Source organism: Streptomyces sp. NPDC046349, assembly GCF_055587885.1.
This window is the reverse complement of sequence record NZ_JBVJFK010000011.1, coordinates 153,775-177,624: the sequence shown is the minus strand read 5'-3', so window position 1 is coordinate 177,624 and position 23,850 is coordinate 153,775. Positions and strand designations below refer to the sequence as shown.

At 74.4% G+C, this 23,850-nt stretch carries 22 protein-coding genes; 13 read left to right on the top strand and 9 right to left on the bottom strand.

Going from position 1 to position 23,850, the window contains the following annotated elements; all coding sequences use genetic code 11:
- Positions 1–10: 10 nt before the first annotated feature.
- The gene (gene pgfA, locus ACZ6JS_RS25760; RefSeq protein ID WP_469301320.1) at positions 11–1,000 is read left to right on the top strand and encodes a cell envelope lipid trafficking protein PgfA; all 990 of its coding nucleotides are present in this window, start codon (positions 11–13) and stop codon (positions 998–1,000) included.
- Here the strand turns inward: pgfA and ACZ6JS_RS25755 are convergent.
- Entirely contained in the window at positions 990–3,590 is a 2,601-nt protein-coding gene (locus ACZ6JS_RS25755; protein ID WP_469301318.1) for an ATP-dependent RNA helicase, read from the bottom strand. The two genes, pgfA and ACZ6JS_RS25755, sit on opposite strands and share 11 nt — an antisense overlap.
- A 4-nt stretch (positions 3,591–3,594) precedes the next feature.
- Entirely contained in the window at positions 3,595–4,443 is an 849-nt protein-coding gene (locus ACZ6JS_RS25750) for a class I SAM-dependent methyltransferase (RefSeq protein WP_469301317.1), read from the bottom strand.
- 354 nt (positions 4,444–4,797) lie between these two features.
- On the opposite strand from ACZ6JS_RS25750, the gene rpsA reads away from it, so the two are divergent.
- The 4 genes from rpsA (at position 4,798) to ACZ6JS_RS25730 (ending at position 8,617) form a co-directional block, all read left to right on the top strand.
- Entirely contained in the window at positions 4,798–6,306 is a 1,509-nt protein-coding gene (rpsA, locus tag ACZ6JS_RS25745) for a 30S ribosomal protein S1 (RefSeq protein WP_030666059.1), read from the top strand.
- 236 nt (positions 6,307–6,542) lie between these two features.
- Positions 6,543–7,481 carry a PAC2 family protein gene (locus ACZ6JS_RS25740; RefSeq protein ID WP_031149201.1) on the top strand — a complete coding sequence of 313 codons (939 nt, stop codon included), beginning with the start codon at positions 6,543–6,545 and terminating at the stop codon, positions 7,479–7,481.
- A 59-nt stretch (positions 7,482–7,540) separates the two neighbouring features.
- Entirely contained in the window at positions 7,541–8,164 is a 624-nt protein-coding gene (coaE, locus tag ACZ6JS_RS25735; protein WP_469301315.1) for a dephospho-CoA kinase, read from the top strand.
- A 78-nt stretch (positions 8,165–8,242) separates the two neighbouring features.
- The gene (locus ACZ6JS_RS25730) at positions 8,243–8,617 is read left to right on the top strand and encodes a tetratricopeptide repeat protein (RefSeq protein WP_469301589.1); all 375 of its coding nucleotides are present in this window, start codon (positions 8,243–8,245) and stop codon (positions 8,615–8,617) included.
- Positions 8,618–8,709: 92 nt separating this feature from the next.
- On the opposite strand, the gene ACZ6JS_RS25725 is transcribed toward ACZ6JS_RS25730, so the two are convergent.
- Both ACZ6JS_RS25725 and ACZ6JS_RS25720 read right to left on the bottom strand, forming a co-directional pair.
- A complete protein-coding gene (locus ACZ6JS_RS25725) occupies positions 8,710–8,970 on the bottom strand; it encodes a DUF6343 family protein (protein WP_469301313.1) in 261 nt (86 codons plus the stop codon).
- A 110-nt stretch (positions 8,971–9,080) separates the two neighbouring features.
- Positions 9,081–9,698, bottom strand: coding sequence for a hypothetical protein (locus tag ACZ6JS_RS25720; RefSeq protein WP_469301312.1), 618 nt, complete (start codon positions 9,696–9,698; stop codon positions 9,081–9,083).
- A 171-nt stretch (positions 9,699–9,869) separates the two neighbouring features.
- On the opposite strand from ACZ6JS_RS25720, the gene ACZ6JS_RS25715 reads away from it, so the two are divergent.
- The 3 genes from ACZ6JS_RS25715 (at position 9,870) to ACZ6JS_RS25705 (ending at position 15,418) form a co-directional block, all read left to right on the top strand.
- Positions 9,870–11,198 carry a helix-turn-helix domain-containing protein gene (locus ACZ6JS_RS25715; protein WP_469301310.1) on the top strand — a complete coding sequence of 443 codons (1,329 nt, stop codon included), beginning with the start codon at positions 9,870–9,872 and terminating at the stop codon, positions 11,196–11,198.
- Between the two features lie 147 nt (positions 11,199–11,345).
- Positions 11,346–14,216, top strand: coding sequence for a DEAD/DEAH box helicase (locus tag ACZ6JS_RS25710; RefSeq protein WP_469301587.1), 2,871 nt, complete (start codon positions 11,346–11,348; stop codon positions 14,214–14,216).
- Complete coding sequence (locus ACZ6JS_RS25705; protein ID WP_469301307.1) at positions 14,213–15,418, top strand: SWIM zinc finger family protein; 1,206 nt, start codon at positions 14,213–14,215, stop codon at positions 15,416–15,418. Before ACZ6JS_RS25710 ends, ACZ6JS_RS25705 begins: the two co-directional genes overlap by 4 nt.
- On the opposite strand, the gene ACZ6JS_RS25700 is transcribed toward ACZ6JS_RS25705, so the two are convergent.
- A complete protein-coding gene (locus tag ACZ6JS_RS25700) occupies positions 15,399–15,947 on the bottom strand; it encodes a hypothetical protein (protein ID WP_469301306.1) in 549 nt (182 codons plus the stop codon). The two genes, ACZ6JS_RS25705 and ACZ6JS_RS25700, sit on opposite strands and share 20 nt — an antisense overlap.
- Positions 15,948–16,074: 127 nt before the next feature.
- On the opposite strand from ACZ6JS_RS25700, the gene ACZ6JS_RS25695 reads away from it, so the two are divergent.
- Entirely contained in the window at positions 16,075–16,773 is a 699-nt protein-coding gene (locus ACZ6JS_RS25695; RefSeq protein WP_469301305.1) for a chaplin, read from the top strand.
- On the opposite strand, the gene ACZ6JS_RS25690 is transcribed toward ACZ6JS_RS25695, so the two are convergent.
- Positions 16,766–17,434 carry a DUF2293 domain-containing protein gene (locus ACZ6JS_RS25690; protein ID WP_469301303.1) on the bottom strand — a complete coding sequence of 223 codons (669 nt, stop codon included), beginning with the start codon at positions 17,432–17,434 and terminating at the stop codon, positions 16,766–16,768. The two genes, ACZ6JS_RS25695 and ACZ6JS_RS25690, sit on opposite strands and share 8 nt — an antisense overlap.
- Positions 17,435–17,582: 148 nt before the next feature.
- Between ACZ6JS_RS25690 and ACZ6JS_RS25685 the strand changes: the two genes are divergently transcribed.
- Positions 17,583–17,981 (top strand): cupin domain-containing protein, encoded by a 399-nt coding sequence (locus ACZ6JS_RS25685; RefSeq protein WP_469301302.1) that lies wholly within the window; start codon positions 17,583–17,585, stop codon positions 17,979–17,981.
- Positions 17,982–18,017: 36 nt separating this feature from the next.
- Here ACZ6JS_RS25685 and ACZ6JS_RS25680 read toward each other — a convergent pair whose 3' ends face one another.
- The gene (locus ACZ6JS_RS25680) at positions 18,018–19,472 is read right to left on the bottom strand and encodes a WGR domain-containing protein (RefSeq protein WP_469301300.1); all 1,455 of its coding nucleotides are present in this window, start codon (positions 19,470–19,472) and stop codon (positions 18,018–18,020) included.
- 92 nt (positions 19,473–19,564) lie between these two features.
- On the opposite strand from ACZ6JS_RS25680, the gene ACZ6JS_RS25675 reads away from it, so the two are divergent.
- Positions 19,565–20,212, top strand: coding sequence for a nucleoside/nucleotide kinase family protein (locus ACZ6JS_RS25675; RefSeq protein ID WP_469301299.1), 648 nt, complete (start codon positions 19,565–19,567; stop codon positions 20,210–20,212).
- Positions 20,213–20,466: 254 nt separating this feature from the next.
- Entirely contained in the window at positions 20,467–21,009 is a 543-nt protein-coding gene (locus ACZ6JS_RS25670) for a hypothetical protein (protein ID WP_469301297.1), read from the top strand.
- Between the two features lie 70 nt (positions 21,010–21,079).
- On the opposite strand, the gene ACZ6JS_RS25665 is transcribed toward ACZ6JS_RS25670, so the two are convergent.
- Both ACZ6JS_RS25665 and ACZ6JS_RS25660 read right to left on the bottom strand, forming a co-directional pair.
- The gene (locus tag ACZ6JS_RS25665) at positions 21,080–21,985 is read right to left on the bottom strand and encodes a carbohydrate kinase family protein (protein ID WP_469301295.1); all 906 of its coding nucleotides are present in this window, start codon (positions 21,983–21,985) and stop codon (positions 21,080–21,082) included.
- A complete protein-coding gene (locus ACZ6JS_RS25660; RefSeq protein WP_469301293.1) occupies positions 21,982–22,926 on the bottom strand; it encodes a pseudouridine-5'-phosphate glycosidase in 945 nt (314 codons plus the stop codon). Before ACZ6JS_RS25660 ends, ACZ6JS_RS25665 begins: the two co-directional genes overlap by 4 nt.
- An 83-nt stretch (positions 22,927–23,009) precedes the next feature.
- Between ACZ6JS_RS25660 and ACZ6JS_RS25655 the strand changes: the two genes are divergently transcribed.
- A complete protein-coding gene (locus ACZ6JS_RS25655; protein WP_469301292.1) occupies positions 23,010–23,798 on the top strand; it encodes a class I SAM-dependent methyltransferase in 789 nt (262 codons plus the stop codon).
- Positions 23,799–23,850 lie beyond the last annotated feature (52 nt).

The following is a 23,850-nucleotide window of genomic DNA, read 5'->3' as shown; positions in this document are numbered from 1 at the left end:
AGGGCCGGGCGTGCGACGCAGAGCGAGCCTTGTCCTGCTGGCCCTAGCCGTGTTCTGCGCAGCCCTCGCGCCGCTGCTGCGCTGGTACGCGTACCCGCGACTCGCGAAGATCCCGCCGAACCAGTACCAGGAGATGGTCCTGGAGGCGAAGGACGCGACGCTCCTCGACTACACCGGCGGCATGCAGCCCAAGAAGGTCGACAAGGTCACGATCGTCCAGACCCTCAAGGGCAACGTGGAGGCCTCCAGGGAGATTGAGGCCAGTGCCGGCAGGGACGTCGTCGTGTGGGACACGCTCTCCCACATCATCGGCCCGGACGGCAAGATGGTCTCCCAGATCCCCGAGCGCTATATCTTCGACGCGCACACCCAGGACCCGGTGCACGCCACCGGGGAGATGGTCGACGGCGACGCGGTCGAGCGCCAGGGGATCGAGTTCAAATGGCCCTTCTTCACCGAACCCCGCGACTACCTCTACTTCGACGCCCAGACACGCACCTCCTCGCCGATCCACTACGTCGGACCGCGCCGCTTCAAGGGCATGGACGTCTACTACTTCGAGCAGACCATCCCCTGGACCAAGGTGGCCATGCCGAAGAAGATGCCGATCGAGGGCATCGACCCCGCGACGATCGAGGCGGCCACCGGCACCACCCTCTGGTACACCGCCAAGGTGCGCTTCTGGGTCGACCCGGTGACCGGAGCGCCGGTCAACGCTGAACAGGACATCCAGCAGGAGATGCGCGGCGGTATCGCCTCGGGCGGCCCCGACGGCCGGCTCACCGCCTTCGCGGGACACGTCACCATGCGCGAGGACTACTCCGACTACACCGTCGACCTGGTCAAGGCGAACCGGGCCAAGATCCTCGCGCTGCACACCTACGCCCCGGCCGGCCTGGCCGCCGGCGGCCTCGCGCTGCTCGGGGTGGCGCTGTGGCTGGAGGCCCGGGGCCGCCGCGTGCGGGTCGAACCCGTCCCGCAGGACGAGGTCAGCGTCTGAGCCGGGCGTTGGTGTGGCGCGTGGGCTCGGCCGTGGCCGGGTCCTGCGGCCAGGGGTGCTTGGGGTAGCGGCCGCGCAGCTCCGCGCGGACGGCCCGGTAGCCGCCCTGCCAGAAGGAGGCCAGGTCCGCGGTGACGGCCGCGGGCCGCCCGGCCGGCGACAGCAGGTGCACCAGCACCGGCACCCCCGCCACACGCGGGGTCTCGGCCAGGCCGAACAGCTCCTGGAGCTTCACCGCCAGCACGGGCTGTTCGGACGTGTAGTCGACGCGGATCCGGGACCCGCTGGGCACCTCGATCCGCTCGGGCGCCAGCTCGTCCAGCCGGGCCGCCTCACCGGTGGCCCACGGCAGCAGCCGGTTCAGGGCCTGGCCGGCGTCGATCCGGGCCAGGTCCGCGCGCCGCCGGGCCCGGGACAGCTCGGGCTCCAGCCAGTCGTCGGCCCGCTCCACGAGCGCCGCGTCCGCCTCCACGTCGGGCCACGCGCCGCCGAGCGTCCGGTGCAGGAAGCCGAGGCGGGCCCGCAGTACCCGCGCCTCCGGGGACCAGCGCAGCAGGCCCAGCCCCTCCGCACGCAGGCCGTCGAGCAGGGCCGCCCGTACGAGCCCCGGGTCAGGGGTGCGCAGCGGACGTACGGCCAGCTCGACCGCCCCGAGCCGCTGCGCCGCGCGGGCGACCACGTCCCCGTCCTCCCACTGCACCTCCTCGGTGTCGGTGCGCAGGTGTGCGGCGGCCGCCAGGGCGGTGTCCTCGTCGATGACGGCAGCCAGCCGGATCCGTGCCGAGGCTGAGTGCGGGGGCCGGTCGGCGACGGCGACGGCCAGCCAGGGCGCGTTGCGCAGGCCCGAGCCGTCACCGAGCTCCGCCCCGGTACCGGAGGCCATGAGGAACGCCCCCACCCCCCTGGCCCGGGCGACCCGTTCGGGGAACGCGAGGGCCGCGACCAGCCCGGCCGCGGCGTCGTCGGGGCTGCGTCCCGCACCCCGCACCTCCCTCGCCGGCGGGGCCGGACTCGCCGGCCGCGGTCCGCCGGGGTCCGCGCCGGAGCCCGGCCACGCGGAGCCGGGCCCGGCTGCGGACGTGAGCCCCGCCGGGGCGGCGGAACGCTCCAGGCGGCGGACCTCCGTGCGCCAGCGGGCGGCGTACGCGTCGCCGCCCGCGCGGGCCCGGCGCCAGGCCGCCGCCAGGTCGTCCCCGTACTCCCGCGGCGGCTCCTCGCTCAGCAGCGCCACCACCTCCGCCGCCCGGTGCGCGCCGAGCGCGGCACTGCCGTCCAGCAGGGCCCGCGCCAGCCGCGGATGCAGCCCGAGCCGGGCCATCCGCAGCCCGCGCGGGCTCGGCCGCCCGGCCGCGTCCACCGCGCCGACGGCCACGAGCACCTCCCGCGCCGCGGCCATCGCCCCGGCCGGCGGCGCGTCCAGCAGCGCCAGCCCCGACGCGTCCGGGTCGCCCCAGCACGCCGCCTGCAGCGCGAACTGCGCCAGGTCGGCGATGCGGATCTCCGGCGCGGGGAACGCCGGCAGCCGGACGTCCTCCGCCTCCGTCCAGCAGCGGTACACCACACCCGGCGCCTCACGCCCGGCCCGGCCCGCCCGCTGGCGCCCGGCCGCCCGTGAGGCCCGAACGGTCGCCAGCGCGCCCAACCCGCGGGCATGGTCCACCCGGGGTTCGCGGGCCAGCCCCGAGTCGACCACCACGCGTACCCCGGGGACGGTCAGGCTCGATTCCGCCACCGCCGTCGCGAGGATCACCCGGCGGCGGTCCGAGGCCGACAGCGCCGCGTCCTGCACGGCGGCCGGGGCCCGGCCGTGGACCTGGAGCACCTCCGCGTCCACACCGCCCAGCTGCCCCGCCACCCGCGCGATCTCGCCCACACCGGGCAGGAAGCACAGCACGTCACCCGGACGCTCGGCCAGCGCCCGCCGCACCACCGAGGCCACGTGCGCGAGCTGCGCCGGGTCCACCCGCATCCCGTGCGGGGGCCGCACCGGGCGGGCCGGGGGCGCCCAGACGGTCTCCACCGGGTAGGAGACGCCCGCGGCCTCCACCACCGGCGCACCCCCGAGCAGCCGGGCCCACCCGGCCGCGTCGGTCGTCGCCGAAGCCGCCACGAGCCGCAGCTCCGGGCGCAGGGTCTCCCGTACGTCGAGCAGGAACGCGGCGACCGTGTCGGCGTCCAGGTGCCGCTCGTGGCACTCGTCCAGGACGACCACGTCCGCGCCGGCCAGCTCCTGGTCGCGCTGGAGCCGCTGGAGCAGCACTCCGGTGGTCACCACCTCCACCACCGTGCCGGGGCCCGTCACCCGCTCGCCGCGGACGGTGAACCCGACCGAGCCGCCGGTCTGCTCGCCCAGCAGCCAGGCCATCCGGCGCGCCGCGGCCCGGGCGGCGATCCGCCGCGGCTCGGCCACGACCACCCGGCGCCGCGGCCCGCCGCCCACCAGGCCCGCGAGTACCAGCGGGACCAGTGTCGTCTTGCCGGTTCCGGGCGGCGCGCAGAGCACCGCGGTGCCGTGGTCGTCGAGCGCGGAGACGAGTCCGGGCAGGGCCTCGCGTACGGGGAGGGCGCCCAGGGCGGCCTGGCGGATCAAGGCGTCAGGCCCTCTCGCAGACGAAGATCGCGGTGCCGGGGATCAGGTTGCCGCGCAGCGGGGACCAGCCGCCCCACTCCTGGCCGTTCCACGCGGGCCACTCGGGCTCGACGAGGTCGAGCAGGCGGAAGCCGCCCGCCACCACGTCGCGGACGCGGTCGCCGAGGGTGCGGTGGTGCTCGACGTACACGGCGCGCCCCTGGTCGTCCTGCTCGACGTACGGGGTCCGGTCGAAGTAGGAGGCGCAGACGGTCAGGCCCTCGGGGCCGGGCTCGTCGGGGAAGGCCCAGCGCACCGGATGGGTCACGGAGAAGACCCAGCGGCCACCGGGGCGCAGGACGCGGTGCACCTCGCGCATCACGTTCACCGGGTCGGCGACGAAGGGGACGGCGCCGTAGGCGGAGCAGGCGAGGTCGAAGGAGCCGTCGCGGAAGGGGAGCCGGCCGGCGTCCGCCTCGACCAGGGGGATGCCGTCGCCGATGCGCAGCGCGTGCTGGAGCTGGCGGTGGGAGAGGTCGAGGGCCACCGGGCGGGCGCCCCGGGCGGCCAGCCAGCGCGAGCACTGGGCGGCGCCGGCGCCGATCTCCAGCACGTCCTTGTCCTTGAGGGAGTCGGCGGGGCCGAGCAGGGCCGCGTCCGCCTCGTCGAGCCCCTCGGGGCCCCAGACGAACCGGTCGTCGCCGAGGAAGGCGCCGTGCTCGCTCTGGTACTCGTCGGCGTTGCGATCCCACCAGCCGCGGCTCGCCCGGCTGCTCTCCGCTTCCCCCGCGTCACGGCGTGTGGCCTCGGCGTCGTCCGCGGAGCCCGGATCGGCCGCGTACGCGTCTTCGGGGGCGTCGTCCTCTTGGTTCATGGGGCCCGTCGTCGTAGTCTGCGAGTGTCTTGGGATGTGGCAGGAACCGCCATCAGGGCGTTCCCGCCCATGAATTGTGCCGGTTGTGCGGTGATCCGCCCGGGCTGTGGGCCTTCGCGCATTGACCCTGTCCGGCCGTCCCCGTATGCTACAAGTTGCGCTGCGAGCCTGTGCTCCTCAGACCTAGCAGGCTGCGCTTGCATCTGTTGATGTCCCCTCGGTTTTCGAGGCCCTCCCCCGCTTGTGCGGATCAGGGGCTTCCTTGGCTGTCCGGCTTCTTCGGCAGATGCCGATAAGGGCTCCCGGCGTAGCAGTACCTACGACTTTCTGTCCGTAACCGGAGCCCTTTCCCACATGACGAGCAGCACCGAGACCACCTCTACCACTCCGCAGGTAGCGGTCAACGACATCGGTAACGAGGAAGCCTTCCTCGCCGCGATCGACGAGACGATCAAGTACTTCAACGACGGCGACATCGTCGACGGCGTCATCGTGAAGGTCGACCGGGACGAGGTCCTGCTCGACATCGGTTACAAGACGGAAGGCGTGATCCCGAGCCGCGAGCTCTCGATCAAGCACGACGTCGACCCGAACGAGGTCGTCAAGGTCGGCGACGAGATCGAGGCCCTGGTTCTCCAGAAGGAGGACAAGGAAGGCCGTCTGATCCTGTCCAAGAAGCGCGCTCAGTACGAGCGTGCCTGGGGCACGATCGAGAAGATCAAGGAAGAAGACGGCATCGTCACCGGTACCGTCATCGAGGTCGTCAAGGGTGGTCTCATCCTCGACATCGGCCTCCGTGGCTTCCTGCCGGCCTCCCTCGTCGAGATGCGCCGCGTCCGCGACCTCCAGCCCTACGTGGGCAAGGAGCTCGAGGCGAAGATCATCGAGCTGGACAAGAACCGCAACAACGTGGTCCTGTCCCGCCGTGCCTGGCTGGAGCAGACCCAGTCCGAGGTCCGCCAGACGTTCCTCACCACCCTGCAGAAGGGTCAGGTCCGCTCCGGCGTCGTGTCCTCGATCGTCAACTTCGGTGCCTTCGTGGACCTGGGTGGCGTCGACGGTCTGGTCCACGTCTCCGAGCTGTCCTGGAAGCACATCGACCACCCGTCCGAGGTTGTCGAGGTCGGCCAGGAAGTCACCGTCGAGGTCCTCGACGTGGACATGGACCGCGAGCGTGTCTCCCTGTCGCTGAAGGCGACGCAGGAGGACCCGTGGCAGCAGTTCGCCCGTACGCACCAGATCGGTCAGGTCGTCCCGGGCAAGGTCACCAAGCTGGTTCCGTTCGGTGCGTTCGTCCGCGTGGACGAGGGCATCGAGGGTCTGGTCCACATCTCCGAGCTGGCCGAGCGCCACGTGGAGATCCCGGAGCAGGTCGTCCAGGTCAACGACGAGATCTTCGTCAAGGTCATCGACATCGACCTCGAGCGTCGCCGGATCTCGCTGTCCCTGAAGCAGGCCAACGAGTCCTTCGGTGCCGACCCGGCGTCGGTCGAGTTCGACCCGACCCTGTACGGCATGGCCGCGTCCTACGACGACCAGGGCAACTACATCTACCCCGAGGGCTTCGACCCCGAGACCAACGACTGGCTCGAGGGCTACGAGAAGCAGCGCGAGGCCTGGGAGACCCAGTACGCCGAGGCGCAGGCCCGCTTCGAGCAGCACCAGGCTCAGGTCATCAAGAGCCGCGAGGCCGACGAGGCCGCTGCTGCCGAGGGCGCTGCCGCCCCGGCCGCCGGTGGCAACGCCGGTGCGGGCATCTCGGGTGGTTCCTACTCCTCGGAGTCGGACGAGACCTCCGGCGCCCTGGCGTCGGACGAGGCCCTGGCCGCGCTCCGCGAGAAGCTGGCCGGCGGCCAGAGCTGATCGCAGCGCGCATCGCACTCCGGTGTGAGCAGAGCTGACCCAGTACGACGGTGAGGCCCGTCCCCTTCGGGGGGCGGGCCTCTCTGCGTTCCCGGAGCGGTTCCGCCGTCCCCGTGCTTCGGTGATCCCCGTGCCCGGTGTGATCCATTGCGTACCTGTGAAGAGGGCCAACTGGGGAATGGCGGCGGCCCCTTGGACGTTCTTGGCAGAGAACGAGACGAGGAGGAGTGGTGGCGGTGCTTGATCCACAGGGCTTGTACGAATGGGATGCCAAGGGTCTGGCGGTGGCGGACCTGGCGGTCGCCCAGGACTCGGCCGGGCTGGTCATGCTGTACCACTTCGAGGGGTACATCGACGCGGGGGAGGCCGGCGAGCAGATCGTCGAGCGGCTGCTGGACACGCTGCCCCACCAGGTGGTCGCCCGCTTCGACGCGGACCGGCTCGTGGACTACCGGGCGCGCCGTCCGCTGCTGACCTTCCAGCGCGACCACTGGGCGGAGTTCGAGGAGCCTCGGCTGGAGGTCCGGCTGGTCCAGGACGCCACCGGAGCGCCGTTCCTGCTGCTGTCCGGCCCGGAGCCGGACGTGGAGTGGGAGCGCTTCGCCGTCGCCGTCCGGCAGATCGTCGAGCGCCTCGGGGTCCGGCTCTCGGTCAACTTCCACGGCATCCCGATGGGCGTCCCGCACACGCGGCCCGTCGGCATCACCCCCCACGGCAACCGGACCGACCTCATGCCGGGCCACCGCAGCCCCTTCGACGAGGCCCAGGTGCCCGGCAGCGCCGAGTCCCTGGTGGAATTCCGCCTGTCGCAGGCCGGGCACGACGTGCTCGGCGTCGCCGCGCACGTCCCGCACTACGTGGCGCGCTCCCCGTACCCGGACGCCGCGCTGACGGTGCTCGAAGCCATCACGGCGGCGACCGGTCTGGTGCTCCCGGCCGTGGCGCACGCACTGCGGACCGAGGCGCACCGCACGCAGACGGAGATCGACCGGCAGATCCGCGAGGGCGACGAGGAGCTGGTCAGCCTCGTGCAGGGGCTGGAGCACCAGTACGACGCCGCCGCCGGGGCCGAGACCCGGGGCAACATGATCGCCGAGCCGGCGGAGCTGCCGTCGGCGGACGAGATCGGCCGCGAGTTCGAGCGGTTCCTGGCGGAGCGCGAGGGCGAGGGCTGAATCACCGCCCGGCGGCCCGGCCCCGCACGGGTGTCCGGACACCCCCTAAGCTGCGGGGCATGCTGAAAGTGGGCCTGACGGGCGGAATCGGTGCCGGCAAGAGCGAGGTCTCGCGACTGCTGGCCGGGTACGGGGCGATCGTCGTCGACGCCGATCGGATCGCGCGCGAGGTCGTGGAGCCCGGTACGCCGGGGCTCGCGGCCGTCGTCGCGGCCTTCGGGGAGGAGGTGCTGACTCCGGAGGGAGCGCTGGACCGGCCGAAGCTGGGATCCATCGTGTTCGCGGACCAGGACAAACTCCGCACCCTCAACGCGATCGTGCACCCGCTGGTCGGCGCCCGGTCCGCCGAACTGGAGGCCGCCGCCGGCCCCGACGCGATCGTCGTCCACGACGTACCATTGCTCACCGAGAACGGCCTCGCGCCCCTCTACGACCTTGTGGTCGTGGTGGACGCGGCTCCGGAGACGCAGCTGGCCCGGCTGACCGCGCTGCGTGCGATGGCCGAGGAGGAGGCACGGTCCCGGATGGCCGCACAGGCCACGCGCGAGCAGCGGCTGGCGGTGGCCACCCTCGTGATCGACAACGACGGGCCGCTGGAGGCGCTGGAGCCGCAGGTGCGCAAGCTGTGGGAAGAACTCACCGCACGGGCCTCGGGCCGGACCCCGGGCAGCGCCACCGCCTGACGTGTGCATGGAATAGTGCGCGCGGCGGTGGCGTTGAAGGCGCCGGTAGAGGGAAGGATCCATACCGTGTCCGAGACCATGCGTCCCACGCCGTCCAGCCCGGAAACACACGTCATCGACTTCCGGGCCGCCGAGCAGCTGCTCGCCGCACGCGACCCGCGCGGCGCGGTCAAACTGCTCGACTCGGTCGTGGCCGCCCACCCGGAGAACACGGCGGCCCGTCTGCTGCGCGCCCGGGCCTTCTTCGCCGCCGCCCAACTGCGACCGGCACAGATGGAGTTCGAGCTGGTGCTGGAGCGGGAGCCGGACAACGCGTTCGCGCACTTCGCGCTCGCCCGTACGCATGAGCGAGCGGGCCGGCCGGAGCAGGCGCGCAAGCACTTCCGGCTGGCCGCGGCCCTCGACCCGCAGCCCGACTACCTGGCGGCGGCCCGCTTCGAGCAACAGGACTGATCACCGACCGTCTGATGCCTGTCCGCCTGCCGCCTGCCGCCTGCCGCCTGTCCGCCTGCCGCCTGTCCGCCTGACCCGGCCGGATCAGGCGGTCATCGGCTGTCGGGCGGTTCGTACGGCGGGACGTCCCGGCCCGGCTGGTAGTGCGGGCCCTGGCGGAGGTGGCGCACGATCATGAACAGGTCCACGCTCACCACGACCGCCAGCGCCCCGCACGCAGCCGCCCACCCTGGACGGCCCGCCAGCGAGAAGGCGGCCGTGCCGACGGCCGCCCAGACCAGCCCCCAGACACCCAGCCAGAACCGCAGCCGCAGCGGAGTGCGCGCTGTCACCGGCTCGTTTCCGGAGCGCATGGTCATCGCCTCTCGCCGTCCATGGTCCCACTCGCCCGGCGGGGCCGGTACCGGATGGCGGGCGTCCGCGGGGCAGGACACCGGCCGAGGGCCGGGTTACGGGTTTCGGGTCAAGGGTTGAGCTTGTTCACGGCCTTGGTGGTCGTCTTCTTGAAGGCGGCGACGGGGGCCTGCGACAGGTCGCCCATCTGGCCCCACGTCACGACGGTCACGGTCGAGCCGTCGCGCCCGATCCCGTACAGGTGCACGCCCGGCTCGGATTCCGGGATCGAGGTGTGGACGCCGTAGACGTGCGCGCCCTCCTCGACGGGGAGGGCCCCGTAGTCCTGCCACGAGGCCGTGCCTCCCGGGGTCGTGCGCAGCCAGTCGGCGGCGCAGGCGGCGACCTTGCGCTCCAGCGCGCCGACGAGCTTCGCTGCCGCGGCGGGCGAGGCGGACCGTACGGAGACCTGGACTGCCCCGGTGTCGAGCTCGGTGCCGAACGTGCGGTGCCAGCTGCCCGCCGCCGGGAGCGCGCCGTCCAGGCAGAACGGCGCCGTCTCGGGCAGTCCCTCGGTGATCTCGCCGGCGTACCAGGGGGACGTCGGGTGCGGCGGCAGGTCGGTGCCGGTCAGGAAGCCGGGCGCGCCGGCGGCCGCGGCGGAGGCCGAGGTGGCGAGGACGAGGGCGGCGGCCGCCGCGGTCACCGCGGTGGCGAGGGTGGCGAAGGTGTCGGTACGTCGGAACATGTCGGTTCTCCCCGTGGATGCATCGGTGTGCCTGCCAAAGCTGTTCCCCGGTGGGGGCGCAGGGCCACGGTTCGGGGCGAAACCGGGACACTGGAACGCCCGTGCGCGCTGTCAGCTGGGGGAACACCTCAGGGATGGAACGGAGCCGCGGGACGTGGGACGGGGGACACCGTGAGTGAGGCCGAGGATTTCGCGCGGCTGATGCGGGAGCTGAAGGAGCGCGGCGGGCGGAGCTACGGCGTCCTGGCGCGCAGGCTGCACACCAGTACGTCGACGCTGCACCGCTACTGCAACGGTGAGGCGCTGCCGGCGGAGTTCGCGGTGGTGGACCGCTTCGCGCGAGCCTGCGGGGCGTCGGCGGCGGAGGCGGTGGACCTGCACCGGGCGTGGCTGCTGGCGGACGCGCGGCGGCGCGCGGGGCCGGCCGCGCACCGGCTCCGGGGCCCTGTGCCGGATCCGGCCCCGGCCCCGGCCCTGGATTTGGCCCCGGATCCGGATCCGGTACCGGTACCGGTCGTCGCGCGGGAGCCGGCCCTGCAGGTGGGTCCGGCCGCGGTGGTGGCGCCGGCAACCCGCCCGTCCTGGTACCGGCGCAGGGCGGTCGTGGTCGCCGCCGCCGGGTTGGCGGCGGGTGCGGTGGCCGCGGCGCTGCTGGCGCTGACCGGACCCGGCCGGGTCGCGCCGCACGCCGCATCCGGGTCGGGCCCGGGGGCGGGTGCGCGGGGGCCCGCGGGATCCGGGCCCCCGGTGACCGCGACGGCGGAGGGAGCGGCTCCGACCGAGCCGGCGACAGCTTCGGCACCGCCCGTGGCCCCGTCGGGGGGACCGGCCACGGCGCCGGCGCCGACCTCCGCCCCGCCGCCCGTGCCGGCCCCCGGCCAGGCACCGGCGGCGCCCCTCAGGGCGGCGGTGCGGTCGCACGTGTGGGCCGCGGGCTGCGAGCATGCCTACCTGGCCGAGCGCGGTCCCGCAGCGGTGCCCCCGCCGCCCGTGGAGGCGGACGCGCCCGCCTGGGCGGCGGCGCAGCGCGCCGTGCACGCCGGGAACCAGATCGTGGAGGTCACCCTGCACGGCACGGGCGGCGGCGCGGTGGTCCTGGAGGGGCTGGAGGTGCGGGTGGCGGCGCGCCGCACACCGCCCGCCTGGAACGTCTACGAAATGTCGCAGGGCTGCGGCGGAGGCATCACCCCGGCCCTCTTCGCCGTCAACCTGGACGCGCCGCGCCCCCTGGCCCGACCCGTCGCCGGGAACGACTTCGGAAACCGGGTGCCCGCCCCGTCCTTCCCGATGCGGGTCTCGGCCGCCGAGCCGGCCGTCCTGCGCGTGGCGGCCACCACCACGGGCTGCGACTGCGACTGGTCCCTGGACCTGCGCTGGTCCTCGCCGGACGGCTCGGGAACTTTGCGCATCGACGACGACGGCCGCCCGCTGCGCACGAGCGCCGCCACCGGTCGGCCCGTCTACGGATACGCCCTCGAACTGGGTCGCTGGTCCCGCTGAATCCGCAGGTCAGGTGCTTTGTCAGTGGTCACACCTAGACTCGTGTGGAAGGGCTCGGCAGGTCCGAGAGGGCATCGTGAGGGAGGGGGACGCATGACAGCGCAGACGCAGTGGCCGCCACCAGCACAGAGGCAGCCGCAGCCGGGCATGCAGGTCCAGCCGCAGCCGGGCACGCCGGCGCCCGCGCGGCCGCCGGCGGTGCCCCACGCATCCGCGCTGCTTCGACACGCCGCCGTCTTCCTGCCCGCAGCCGTCCCCCGGGAAGGGCGGGTCGCCTTCTGGTCGCCCGACGGCGAGCCTCTGCCCGAGGCGGGCACACCCGGTCCGCTCACCGTCGTACGGCCACACGGCACCGGGGTTCGCAGCCGGACCGTGCCCGCGGTGACCTTCTCCGTCGCCGCCGCCCTGCCCCTGCTCGCCCCGGCCCCCCGCAGCCCTGCCGCGCACCCCGCCACCCGGGCCTGGGGCACCGCCGCCACGCAGGCCCTCACGCTGGCCGCGCGCGGCCGCCTGCTCCCCGGGCTCACCCCCGACGGCGTCGACGCCTGGCGGGCGGGCCCGCTCGACGCCGCGGACATCGCCCACCTGAGGGCGGTCGCCGCCGCCCTGCCCCACGAGGGGTACGCGACGCCCCTCGCCGGCCGCCGCCCGCTCCAACTGCCCGAACCGGAGGCACTGGTCCGCGCGTTCCTCGACGCCGTCGCCGACAGCCTGCCCCGCACCCCGGCGGCCGCCGTCGCCGTCGGACTGCCGTTCGCCGCCCGGGAACCGCAGCGGGTGCCCGGAATACAGGAGTGGGCCGCGCAGGTCGCGGCCGGGTCCGACACCGGGGTCGGGCTCTCGCTCCGGCTCGACCTGTCCTCCTTCCGCCTCTTCGACGAGGCCGAGGGGGAGGAGACCCGGCGCGCCGGGGCCGCCGTCGTCCAGGTCCACAGCCTCGCCGACCCGACGCTGGTCACCGATGCCGGGCCCCTGTGGGCCGGCACCGCCGGGGTCGGCTTCGGTCCCCGCGCCCGGATCGACGCCGTGCTCGCGCTGCGCCGGGCCGCGCGGGTCTGGCCGCCGCTGCTGCGGCTGCTGGACCAGCCCGTGCCCGACGCCCTGGCACTGTCGGACCCGGAGCTGGAAGACCTGCTGGGGGTCGCCGCGAACCGTTTGGCAGCCGCCGGGGTCGTCGTCCACTGGCCGCGCGACCTGGCCCGTACGCTGTCCGCGACCGCCGTCGTACGGTCCACCGCGCCCGGGTCCGCCACCGACGGGACCGCCTTCTTCGACGCGGAACACCTCTTCGCCTTCTCCTGGGAACTCGCCCTCGGCGGCGACCGGCTCACCCCGGGCGAGATGGACGCGCTGGCGCAGGCCCACCGGCCGGTCGTACGGCTGCGCGACCAGTGGGTGCGGGTCGACCCGGAGCTGGTGCGCAAGGCGCGCAAGCGGGAACTGGGCCTGCTGGACCCGGTGGACGCGCTGGCCGCAGCCCTGTCGGGGACCGCGGAGGTCGGCGGCGAACAGGTCGAGGCGGTGCCGGTGGGCGCGCTGGCCGCGCTCCGGGAGCGGCTGACGGGGGAATTGGCGCCGCTGCCGCAGCCCGCCGCGCTCAGGGCCACCTTGCGCGACTACCAGGCGCGCGGCCTGGCCTGGCTGGACCTGATGACCTCCCTCGGCCTCGGCGGCTGCCTCGCCGACGACATGGGCCTCGGCAAGACCGTCACCCTCATCGCACTGCACCTGCACCGGGACCGCCGCGAGCCGACACTCGTCGTGTGCCCGGCCTCCCTCCTCGGCAACTGGCAGCGGGAGATCGAGAAGTTCGCGCCCGGCACCCCCGTGCGCCGCTTCCACGGCGGCGGGCGCAGCACCGAGGACCTGACGTCCTGCGAGGGCGGGTTCGTCCTCACGACCTACGGCACGATGCGCGCCAGCGCAGCCCGGCTCGCCGAACAGCGCTGGGGCATGGTCGTCGCCGACGAGGCGCAGCACGTCAAGAACCCCCACTCGGCGACCGCGAAGGCGCTGCGCACCATCCCGGCCCCGGCCCGGGTGGCACTGACCGGCACCCCGGTGGAGAACAACCTCTCCGAGCTGTGGGCGCTGCTCGACTGGACCACGCCGGGCCTGCTGGGCCCGCTGACCGCCTTCCGGGCCCGCCACGCCCGCCCGGTGGAGCACCAGCAGGAGGAGGACGGCGGCAACGAGGCCGCGGTCGCCCGGCTGTCCGCCCTCGTACGGCCGTTCCTGCTGCGGCGCAAGAAGTCGGACCCCGGCATCGCCCCCGAACTGCCGCCGAAGACGGAGACCGACCACCCGGTCTCCCTCACCCGGGAGCAGGTCTCGCTCTACCAGGCCGCGGTGGACGAGGCGATGGCCGTGATCGAGTCCAGCGAGGGCATAGAGAGACGCGGCATGATCATGAAGCTGCTGGCCTCGCTCAAACAGATCTGCAACCACCCCGCGCAGTACCTGAAGGAGGAGCAGCCGAGGCTCCCGCACCGCTCGGGCAAGCTCGCCCTGCTGGACGAGCTGCTCGACACGATCGTCGCCGAGGGCGGCTCGGTGCTGGTCTTCACGCAGTACGTGACGATGGCCCGGCTCATCGAGCGGCACCTGTCGGACCGCGGCATCGCCACCCAGCTCCTGCACGGCGGCACCCCGGTCCCGCGCCGCGAGGAGCTCGTGGACCGCTTCCAGGCCGGCGAGGTCCCCGTGTTCCTGCTGTCCCTCAAGGCCGCGGGCACCGGCCTGAACCTCACGCGCGCCGGGCACGTCGTCCACTTCGACCGCTGGTGGAACCCGGCCGTCGAGGAACAGGCCACCGACCGCGCCTACCGCATCGGCCAGACCCAGCCCGTACAGGTTCACCGCATCATCGCCGAGGGCACCGTCGAGGACCGCATCGCCGAGATGCTCGAGGCGAAGCGGGCCCTGGCCGAGGCAGTCCTCGGCTCCGGCGAGGCGGCGCTGACCGAGCTGACCGACCGCGAGCTCGCCGACCTCGTCTCCCTGCGGAGGCCCGCATGATCACCGCGCGGGACGACCGCCGCCGCACCTTCGAGACCGTGCCCGCCGGGGCGGAGGCCGTCAGCTGGTGGGGCCGGGCCTGGGTGTCCGCACTGGAGGAGGCCTCCGGCGACCCGGCCCGCCTGGCCCGGGGCCGTGGCTACGCCGCGGCCGGGCACGTCGACGCGGTGACCGTCACCCCCGGCCGGATCGTCGCGTACGTCCGGGGCAGCCGGCCCCGCCCGTACCGCACCGAGCTCGCCCTGCCCGCCTTCACGGACCCGCAGTGGAGCGAGCTGCTGGAGGAGGTCGCGGCCGACCCGGCGGCGCTCGGCGCCCTCCTGGAGCGCGAGGTCCCGCAGTCGCTGGCGGGGACCGTCCTGCCGGGGGTGGGCGAGCTCGTTCCGCACTGCTCCTGCCCGGACTTCGGGCGTCCGCCGTGCAAGCACGCCGCCGCCCTCTGCTACCGCGCGGCCCGTCTCCTCGACGAGGACCCCTTCGTCCTGCTGCTCCTGCGCGGCCGCGGCGAGCGGGAGCTCCTGGAGGACCTCACCCGCCGCAACGCAGCCCACGCCGCACGCGAACAGCCCGACACCGCTCCGGACTTCCCCGGTGTCGCCGCCCGGGGGGCGCTCGCCCGCACCGTGCTGCCGCCGCTGCCCGCGCCGCTCGCCGCGCCCGCTGCGGCGGGTCTGCCGCCGGCCTACCCGGCCGACCCGGCGGCGCCGGACCCGCTGGCCCTCGACCAGCTCGCCTCCGATGCGGCCGCCCGCGCCCTCGCACTGCTCACCACCGGGGAGGACCCGATCGCCGGGCTCTCCCTCTGGCAGGACGCCGTACGGCTGGCCTCCGCCGAGCCCACGTCCGGCCTGACGGGTGCGGCCCGCACCCTCTACCGGGACCTGGCCCGCGCCACCGGGCGCACCACCACCGACCTCGCGCGGGCCGCGGCCGCCTGGCGCCAGGGCGGCCGCCCCGCCCTCGCCGCGCTGGAAGAGCCCTGGGATCCGCCGGCCGGCCCCTTCGACCGTGCCCGCCCGGCGCTCCTCGCCGCGTCGCAGGGCGCCTTCCGCCCCGACCGCAACCGCCTGACGGCCCACACCCGCCAGCTCCGGCTCGGCCGCGACGCCCTCTGGTACGCCTACGAGTCCCGCCCGGACGGCGACGACTGGTGGCCCACGGGCCGCCCCTCCCCGGACCCGGTCAGCGCACTGCTGGGCTGAGGCCCTCCGCCCAGCGGGTCAGGGCGGTGAAGTCGCGGTCCCGCAGACCGCGACGGGGGTGGACGCGCAGCAGGAGGGCCGGGGCCGGATGGTGGGCGGCGACCCAGGCCCGGTCCCGCGGGGTGATCATGTCGTCGACCCAGGCGAAGGGGCGGCCGGCCGCCCAGTCCCTGAGGTGACGGGTCTTCCAGGACAGGCCGTCGGGGTCCTTGGCGAACAGTTCGGGCCATTCGACGACCGACAGGTCGCCGGGAAGCCCGATGTGCGGGGAGATCAGGGTGTTGGCCTGGTGCGTCCAGGCGGTGGCCCAGGCGATCTCGAAGGGCAGGGCCAGCAGCCGGGCACCGTGGGAGGGGTGGAGGCGGACCCGCGCGCCGCGCCGGGCCCTGCGGGTCTCCGGATCGCGGTAGGAGAGCCAGACGTCCGGCCACATGCGGTGGCTGCGGTATCCGCGCAGTCCGGCGGAGAGGGAACGGAAGGGGTTGAGCGGGCCGTCCACGTCGAGGAGGAGCAGCGGGCGTTCAGTCATGAAGTACCCAGTACCCCGTACACGATTGAGTGAAATGCCTACCGCTTCTATAACCCGTATGGGTTCGGAGGCGTTGTTTACCGGTGCGGGGCTGGTCCCCGAAATCCACCGGAAGGCAGGGAAAGTGATGCGTCACAGTCGTCGAAGTGGCCTGATCGCGACGGTCGTCGCGGGTGGCGGCCTGGCCGTCGCGGGCGTGAGCGGGCTCGCCCACGCCGACGCGGACGCCGGCGGCACGGCCGAGCGGTCGCCCGGTCTGCTGTCCGGGAACCTGGTGCAACTGCCCGTGAACGTGCCGGTGAACCTCTGCGGGAACACCGTGAACGTCGCCGGCGTGCTCAACCCGGCGGCCGGGAACCGCTGTGCGAACGAGTCGCGGGGCGGTGGCGACGCGCACACGCCGCAGCAGGGCGGCGGGAACGGCGGGGGTGCGGTGGCAGAGGGGCGGGCAAAGGATTCTCCGGGCGTATTGTCAGGCAATGGGATCCAGCTCCCGGTCGACCTCCCGCTGAACGTCAGCGGCAACTCCGTCAACGTGGTCGGCATCGGGAACCCCGCGCACGGCAACACGTCCGTCAACGTCGAGAAGCCCACCGAGGGCAAGCCGGTCCAGCCGCCCGTCGTCGAGAAGCCGGTCACCCCGGTCACCCCGGTCAAGCCGGCCACCCCCGTCGAGCCGGTCGCCCCGGTCACCGAGGTCCAGCCGCCGCGGCACAATGAGGCGCTCGCCCACACCGGCGCCGACGGCGCCGGGTACCTCCTGCCCGCGGGTGGGGCCCTGCTGCTCGGCGGTGTCCTCCTCTACCGCCGCTTCCGGCTCAACTAGCCTCCCTCCGCGGCACGCTGCGCCACCCGTCCAGGATGGCGTCGATCCGCGGAGCCAGCCGGGCGCGGGCCGCGAAGCGGGGGACACCCGCCATCAGCAGGGCGTCGTACTCGGTGTCCGTGTGCCGGACCGCCGCCCGCACCGCCACCGAGACCGCCGCCTCGTCCAGGGCCCGCCCCGCCGCGGTGCGGCCCACCCGGCCGCTGCCGCGCACCGAGGCGTGGGTGGCGATCGCCACGGCCCGGTCGGCCGGGCAGCCGGGGAACAGCCGCACGATCTCGGCGGCGAAGGCCGCCGTGAACCGGACGTCCTCCGCCGCACGGCGCACCCGGTCGCGTTCCCGGCGGCGCGCCCGCGCCTCGGAGTCGGCCAGGCAGGCGCGCTCCGCGCCCGCCAGAGCGGCGTCCTCGACCAGCAGTCCGAGACGCTCGTAGCGGCGACGGCGCCTGTTGAAGCGGACCACGACGGCGGAGAGCGCACTGGCCTCGCGGGATCGGCGGGTGAGCGCGGCGTCCCCGCGGGGCAGGTAGACGAGGTGCCCCAGATCCGCGCAGTCCAGGCACCGCGGCACACCGGCCTCGCGGACCAGGTGCCGGAGGGGGCCCTGCCGGCACTCCGCGCAGTGGATCCGCTTCGCCGACTCGAACACGATCAGGCTCATACAGGTGTGATACCGCCCTGCGGCCCTCATATCACCTGGTGGAGAAGGGCGGTTGAGGTTTCACCGACTCTTTTGTGATCGGCCTGATCACTCCTACGGTGGGCCTTGAACCGCTGACCGCGGGGGTCGGTCCACGGAGGAGGAGCACATGGGCGCACGGCGGACGACGACGGCACGGCCGCCGGTGATCGGCTTCGGCATGACCGCCGGAAGGGCATGCGTCGCCACGGTCCCGGCGGGCCACGAGATCGTCATCCCCCCGGGCGGCTGCACCGGCTGGCACTACCACCGGGTGCGGCTCGAAGCCGTCGTCCTGGCCGGCACCCTGACCCGGGTCCTGCACGACCTCACCGTCGAAGTGCACCGGCCCGGAACCACGTTCGTGGAACCGGCGGGCATCGGCCACATACACCTGGGCCACAACCTCGGCACCGAGCCGGTCGTGCTCCACGTGACCCCCCGGCTGCCCGAGGGGACCCCGTTCTCCATACCCGCGCCGGCCCCCTCCGGTGCCACACCGGAGGTCTGCCGGCACCACCCCCACTGAGCCGCCCCCCCGAACCGGGCCCGCCGCCGGTCGCGCTCACACCAGTCGGCGTATCTCCCCGCGGACCCGGTAGAAGCCCCCGGAGGCCGCGTGCAGGCCGTCGACCACGTACCGGGCGCCGACCTCCCTGATCCCCCGCGGGAACTGCACGTTCCAGGAGGACTCGAAGCCGCTCGACACCACCTGCACCCGCATCCGGCCGCCCTGCTGGACGCACTCCACCACCACGCCGCCCGCCGGCTCCGCGGCCACCGCCGCCATGGAGACCGTGGCCACCGCCGAGGCCGACGCAGCCGGCGTGAACACCGGCAGCGCAGCCGCCGACTTCACGTCCATCGGCGCGGGCACCGAACCCTGCTGGGCCGCCGCGATCGCCTGCTCGCTCGCGTCCACGCAGACCAGCGAGCCGTCCGTGGTCACGAGGTACAGCCGCCCGTCCAGGTACTGCATCGACAGCGCCGACCCGCCACCGGTGCCCAGCTTCCACAGCCGGTTCCCGCCGGCGTCGAAGCAGTAGACCGAGGAGGAGGAGTCACCCGCGAAGACGTGGCGGCCGTCCGGCGAGGTCGCGCACGAATACACCGCCGCGTCGCACCGGTAGGTGGCCTCCGTCGCCCCCGAGGCCTTCGAGAGCCGCTGCACGGTGTTGCGGACCGTACCCGCGTACACCGAGTGCTCCTCCTGCCAGCCGAACAGGACACCGCCCGGGGTGGCGCTGTGCCACAACTGCCCGGTGCCGTCGGCCGCGTAGGCCGTCACGCCGGCGCTGTGCCCGTGGTAGACGGCCCGCTCGTCGGCCCGGACCATCCACGCACCCGACCCCGAGGACTTCCGAGACCACTGGTGCTCGTCCTCGTGGTCGATGACGGTCAGACCGCCGTTCGCGTCGGAGACGTTGAGCACCCCCTCGTGGATGTCCAGCCAGTAGATGTCCACGTCCGCCGCGATGGCGTACGCACCGAAGGGGACCTTCGACGACAGGTCGTACACCGTGCCGTCGTCACAGCCCGCGTATATCCAGAACTCGTCCGCCACCAGGCACTTCACCCCGTCCGGCAGCGAATAGCGGGCCAGCACCTCGCCGCCGTGGCTCAGCGTGTACACGTCGCCGGCCTGGTTGCCGACCCAGCAGCGGTCCTCGTCGACGTGGATTCCGAAAGCCGCGGAACCGGTACGGAAACGCCACAGCACCGGAGCGACGGCACGCGCCGTCGAAGGCGCCGACGCCACCTGGCGGCGCGTCACCGCCCGGGCGGCGCGCTGCCCCTGCACGGCCGGGGCGTACCCCTTGCGGACCTTCTCGCCGATCTTCTTGGCGGCGGCCGCCCGGGCCCTCTCGGCCGTCGGGAACGAGGAACTCTGCAACTGGCCCGGCGCGCCGATGCGTCCGTAGCGCACAGAGACGGCCGTGCCGTCCACGACCACCTCGTAGAACTTGTGCGCCCCGCCGCCGTCCTGCGACAGCTCCAGATACGTCGTCTCCCGAGCCATGACAGACCCCTCCCCGAAAGCCGGGCCACCGGCGCCCTTTCCGCGGTGATCCCTCCTGGGAAAAGCTAGGGCCGAGCACTGACAATGGGCCGGTGCAGTGGGAATCGATCACATGGCAGCGGATGGCCGAGCGGCTCGCCGGCCACCTCGACGACCCCGCCAACGCCCCCGGACCGGAAGGCCGGCAGCGCGTGGGCATCGACGGAGCGCCCGCGGCGGACACCGCCACCCTCGCCGGGCTGCTCGCCGAGGAGCTGCGGCTGCGCGGCCGCCCGGTCCTGGTGGTCGCGACGGGCGGCTTCCTGCGGCCCGCCTCCCTCCGCTTCGAGTACGGCCGGCAGGACGTGGACGCGTACCTGGACGGCTGGTACGACACGGCCGCGCTCTGGCGCGAGGTGTTCGGTCCGACCGATTCCGGCGGGACGGGGCGGGTGCTGCCGGACCTGTGGGATCCGGTGACCGACCGGGCGACCCGCAGCCCCTACGTGGAACTCCCCGCCGGAGGTGTGCTGCTGGTGCACGGGCCGCTGCTGCTGGGACGGTGGTTCCCCTTCGACCTGAGCGTCCACGTGCGGCTGTCGGCGGGGGCGCTCGCGCGGCGGACCGGGGAGTCCGAGCGGTGGACGGGGGCGGCGTTCGCCCGGTACGAGGCCGAGGTGGATCCGGCTGCCGCCGCCGATGTGGTGGTGCGGGCCGATGATCCCAGGCACCCCGCCTGGACGGGGATCCGGGAGCGGTGACCCCGGGGGGCGGTGCCGCTGCCGCTGCTTGGCGCCTCCCCGCTCCTCGGCTTCCCGTGCGCCGCCGGACCCGCGCCTCGACCGGCGGCGATGCCGAATCTCGCCCACGGAGCACGACCCCGCGCTCCGAGCACGCGCCTCGACCGCCGGCGAGGCCGGGGCGGGCGGGCGGTACCCTCGACCCGTGATGCACGGCGCGCCGGACGCCGTGGGCTTGACCGGCAAGGCCCGAGAGAGGCGGCCAGGATCCGCACATGACCCCGTACTCCCTGGCCTTCTACCTCGACGCCGTCATGACCGGCACGGTCCTCGGCCTGTGCCCCGACGACTCTCCCGAACGCGTGGCGGAGGTCCTGGGGACGGATTACGGGGAGAACGGCGGCCGCGGCACCCTGTGGCGGGACTACGGCCTGGTCGAGTTCCACTGGCACCGGGGCCGCGCCGCCGACCCGTGGTCGGGTCACCACGTCAGCCTCCAGGTGCACCGCCTCGCCCACCGTGACCGCGCCCTCGCCGGCGGCGGACTGCGCGCCCGGTACGGCCGGTTCGCCCCCCGGCTCCGCTTCGACAAGCTGCACCGGCTGCTGGAGCGCCGCGGGGCCCCTCTCGTGCCCCTCCCTGAAGTCCCGCCGCACGCGCCGTACTTCCGCAGGTACGAGCACCCCGTTTCCCGGGCGGCGGTCACGGTCGTCAGCACGTACGGCGAGTACAGCACCCCGCGGAACCTGCGGCCGGGCGACGTCTACGCCATCCACGTCCCGGCGAGGGACACCGCACCCGGGCCCCGGAGGACCTAGCGCGGACCGTGCCGGGCCCGCGGGCCCCGAACGATGCGGGCCCCGTCCGACAGGATCCGAAAGATGCGCCTCAGGGGCGGCCACCCGGGTGGGCTATGGCCAGGGCCGCCGCTCGGCAGCCCGCGCGGGCCGATTCCGGCGGGTCGGCGCCTTCCAGGCGGGCCGCCAGGAAGGCACCCGTGAAGGCGTCGCCGGCTCCCGTGGAGTCCACCACCGCCTCGGCCGGTTCCGCGGCCGCCACCTCGGCCGTGATCCGGCCCCGCTCCGCCACGAGCGCCCCCGCCGGGCCCAGGGTCACCACCACCAGCGGCACCCGTCGGCTCAGCGCCGCCGCGGCCCGGGCCGCACCGGACCCGTCCGGCAGCCCGGCCAGCAGCCGGGCCTCGTCCTCGTTCGGCAGCAGCACCCCCGCGCCCGCCACTGCGTCCAGGAAGCGCTGCGGGCCCAGCGTCCCCAGGAACCCCGCCGACGCGGGGTCCACGCTCACCGGCACCCCCCGCGTCCGGGCCGCCCGCAGCGCGACCATGGCCAGCTCCCGGCTGCTGTCGGCGAAGAACAGATAACCCGACAGGTGGAGGTGCGCCGCCCCGTCGAGCAGGGACGGGGCCCAGTCGGCCGGACACAGCCGCAGCGAGGCCCCGCTGTCGGTCAGGAAGGTCCGCTCCGCGTCCTTGCCGACCAGGGCCACCACCGTCCCGGTAGGCTCCTCCGGGTCGATCACCAGCCGCGGCCGGACCCCCGCGTCCACCAGGGCCCGCTCGTGCCACCGCGCGGACTCCGTGCCCACCCGCGCGAGGAGGCGTACCTCCGCGCTGCCCGTACGGGCGGCCCAGCACGCCGCGTTGGCCCCCGCACCGCCCGGCAGGGTGCGGATGCGAGCCGCGGTGTCGGTGGCCGGAGCCAGCGGCTCCGCATGTATGGCCACGACGTCCGTCACCACGTCCCCGACCACGAGCAGCGCCCCCGCAGCCGTCATGCCCGCGCCGCCCAGGCCCCGGAGATCCGGGCACCGAGCCGGACGTTGCCGCGTACCGCGGCCAGGTTCGCCTCCAGCGAGGCCCCGTCCGTCGCCCGTACCAGGAAGTCCAGCAGGAACGGGGTCACCGCCTGCCCCGTGATCCCCCGCTCGCGGCAGACGGCGAGGGCCTCGGCCAGGACCCGGTCGTGCAGCTCCGGGTCAAGCTGCTCCCGGGCCGCCACCGGATTGGCCACCAGCAGCGCCGAATCCGGCCCGTCCAGCGCGTCCTGAGCGGCCATCACCGCCGCCACCTCCTCGGGCCGGTGCACGGTCCAGCCCACCGGCTCGCCGGAATCGGCCAGGTAGAACCCGGGGAACCGCTCCGTTCCGTACCCGAGCACCCCCACCCCCAGCGTCTCCAGCCGCTGGAGCGTCGCCGGCACGTCCAGGATGGACTTCACGCCCGCGCACACCACCGTGATCCGGGTCCGCGCCAGCAGGGAGAGGTCCGCCGACTCGTCCTGCGTCTGCGCCCATTCGCGGTGCACGCCGCCCAGCCCGCCCGTCGCGAAGACCCGCAGGCCCGCCCTGGCCGCGAGGAAGGCCGTGGCGGACACCGTCGTCGCCCCGGTCGTACCCGTCGCCAGTGCGGGCGCCAGGTCCCGGTGACCGAGCTTGCGCACGCCGTCCCCGGCCGCGATCCGCTCCAGCCGGGTCTTGTCGAGGCCGACGCGGGCCACGCCGTCCACGACCGCGACCGTTGCCGGAACCGCTCCTTCCGCGCGGACCAGTTCCTCCAGTTCGAGGCCCACCTCCAGGTTGCGGGGGCGGGGCAGGCCGTGCGCGATGATCGTCGACTCCAGGGCCACCACGGGCCTGCTCTGCGCGAGCGCCTCGCGTACCTCTTCCGACAGGACCGGTCCACCGGGCAGGGATGCAGTTGCTCTGTGCTGTGACATGTCCCCATCCATGGCACGGGACCGGCGCCTCCAAACGCACTCCCGTCACACCCGCCCCAAGCTGTCCGAGTAGCGTTCCCCCCTTGGACACGCGCGGCTTCTACGACGGGCTCGCCGACCGCCACGATCTCGTCCACGCGGACCGGGACGCTTCCGCCGCCCGGCAGGGCCGGGCACTCGACGCCCTGCCCGCCGCCGCGCTGGGCCCGGGACCGCACACGGTCCTCGACAGCGCCTGCGGCATCGGCATCGGCACCCAGTCCCTCGGCCTGTCCGCGACGGGCCGCAGGGTCACCGGGACCGACCTGAGCCCCCGCTCCGCGGCCCGCGCCGCGAGGGAGGGCGCCCGCCGCGGACTCGACCTGCACGCCGCCGCCGACATGCGGGCCCTGCCCTTCGCGGACGCCCGCTTCGACGTGGTCTGCGCCGACAACGCACTGCCCCACCTGCTGACCGCACGGCACGCGCGCGCCGCCCTGGCCGAAACCCGGCGGGTCCTGCGCCCCGGCGGACTCCTCCTGCCGTTCACCCGCCCGTACGCGGACCTGCTCCGGGCCCGGCCGCAGAGCGTGGCCCCGCATGTCCCACCGGCCCGGACGGGCGGCGGACGATCACCTTCCAGCTGTGGCACCGGCACCCCGGCGGGGAACGCTGCGACCTGGTGCTCTTCCGCCTGCTGCCGGCCGGCGACACCTGGACGCCCCGGACCTCGTGCGCCGCGTACCGGGCGCTTCCGCAGGAGAGGACCGCGGAGTTCGCCCGTCCGGAGGGCCGGCGCGACACCGCCTGGCACGCTCCGGCCCACAACGGGCTTCCACCAGCCGGTCCTCACCGCCCGGCGTCCCGATCCGACTCGACAGGGTGACTCGTAGGCCGGTCCGTTCCTGGACGCTGTGGTCACCGCCCCGGGTGGACGGGCCGCAC

Excerpts from the sequence above, each read along its gene's own strand:
- ACZ6JS_RS25750 (WP_469301317.1), bottom strand. The coding sequence starts at position 4,443 with ATGAACCAAGAGGACGACGCCCCCGAAGACGCGTACGCGGCCGATCCG.
- rpsA (WP_030666059.1), top strand. The coding sequence starts at position 4,798 with ATGACGAGCAGCACCGAGACCACCTCTACCACTCCGCAGGTAGCGGTC.
- coaE (WP_469301315.1), top strand. The coding sequence starts at position 7,541 with ATGCTGAAAGTGGGCCTGACGGGCGGAATCGGTGCCGGCAAGAGCGAG.
- ACZ6JS_RS25730 (WP_469301589.1), top strand. The coding sequence starts at position 8,243 with ATGCGTCCCACGCCGTCCAGCCCGGAAACACACGTCATCGACTTCCGG.
- ACZ6JS_RS25725 (WP_469301313.1), bottom strand. The coding sequence starts at position 8,970 with ATGCGCTCCGGAAACGAGCCGGTGACAGCGCGCACTCCGCTGCGGCTG.
- ACZ6JS_RS25720 (WP_469301312.1), bottom strand. The coding sequence starts at position 9,698 with ATGTTCCGACGTACCGACACCTTCGCCACCCTCGCCACCGCGGTGACC.
- ACZ6JS_RS25710 (WP_469301587.1), top strand. The coding sequence starts at position 11,346 with ATGCAGGTCCAGCCGCAGCCGGGCACGCCGGCGCCCGCGCGGCCGCCG.
- ACZ6JS_RS25705 (WP_469301307.1), top strand. The coding sequence starts at position 14,213 with ATGATCACCGCGCGGGACGACCGCCGCCGCACCTTCGAGACCGTGCCC.
- ACZ6JS_RS25700 (WP_469301306.1), bottom strand. The coding sequence starts at position 15,947 with ATGACTGAACGCCCGCTGCTCCTCCTCGACGTGGACGGCCCGCTCAAC.
- ACZ6JS_RS25695 (WP_469301305.1), top strand. The coding sequence starts at position 16,075 with ATGCGTCACAGTCGTCGAAGTGGCCTGATCGCGACGGTCGTCGCGGGT.
- ACZ6JS_RS25690 (WP_469301303.1), bottom strand. The coding sequence starts at position 17,434 with ATGAGCCTGATCGTGTTCGAGTCGGCGAAGCGGATCCACTGCGCGGAG.
- ACZ6JS_RS25685 (WP_469301302.1), top strand. The coding sequence starts at position 17,583 with ATGGGCGCACGGCGGACGACGACGGCACGGCCGCCGGTGATCGGCTTC.
- ACZ6JS_RS25680 (WP_469301300.1), bottom strand. The coding sequence starts at position 19,472 with ATGGCTCGGGAGACGACGTATCTGGAGCTGTCGCAGGACGGCGGCGGG.
- ACZ6JS_RS25670 (WP_469301297.1), top strand. The coding sequence starts at position 20,467 with ATGACCCCGTACTCCCTGGCCTTCTACCTCGACGCCGTCATGACCGGC.
- ACZ6JS_RS25665 (WP_469301295.1), bottom strand. The coding sequence starts at position 21,985 with ATGACGGCTGCGGGGGCGCTGCTCGTGGTCGGGGACGTGGTGACGGAC.
- ACZ6JS_RS25660 (WP_469301293.1), bottom strand. The coding sequence starts at position 22,926 with ATGTCACAGCACAGAGCAACTGCATCCCTGCCCGGTGGACCGGTCCTG.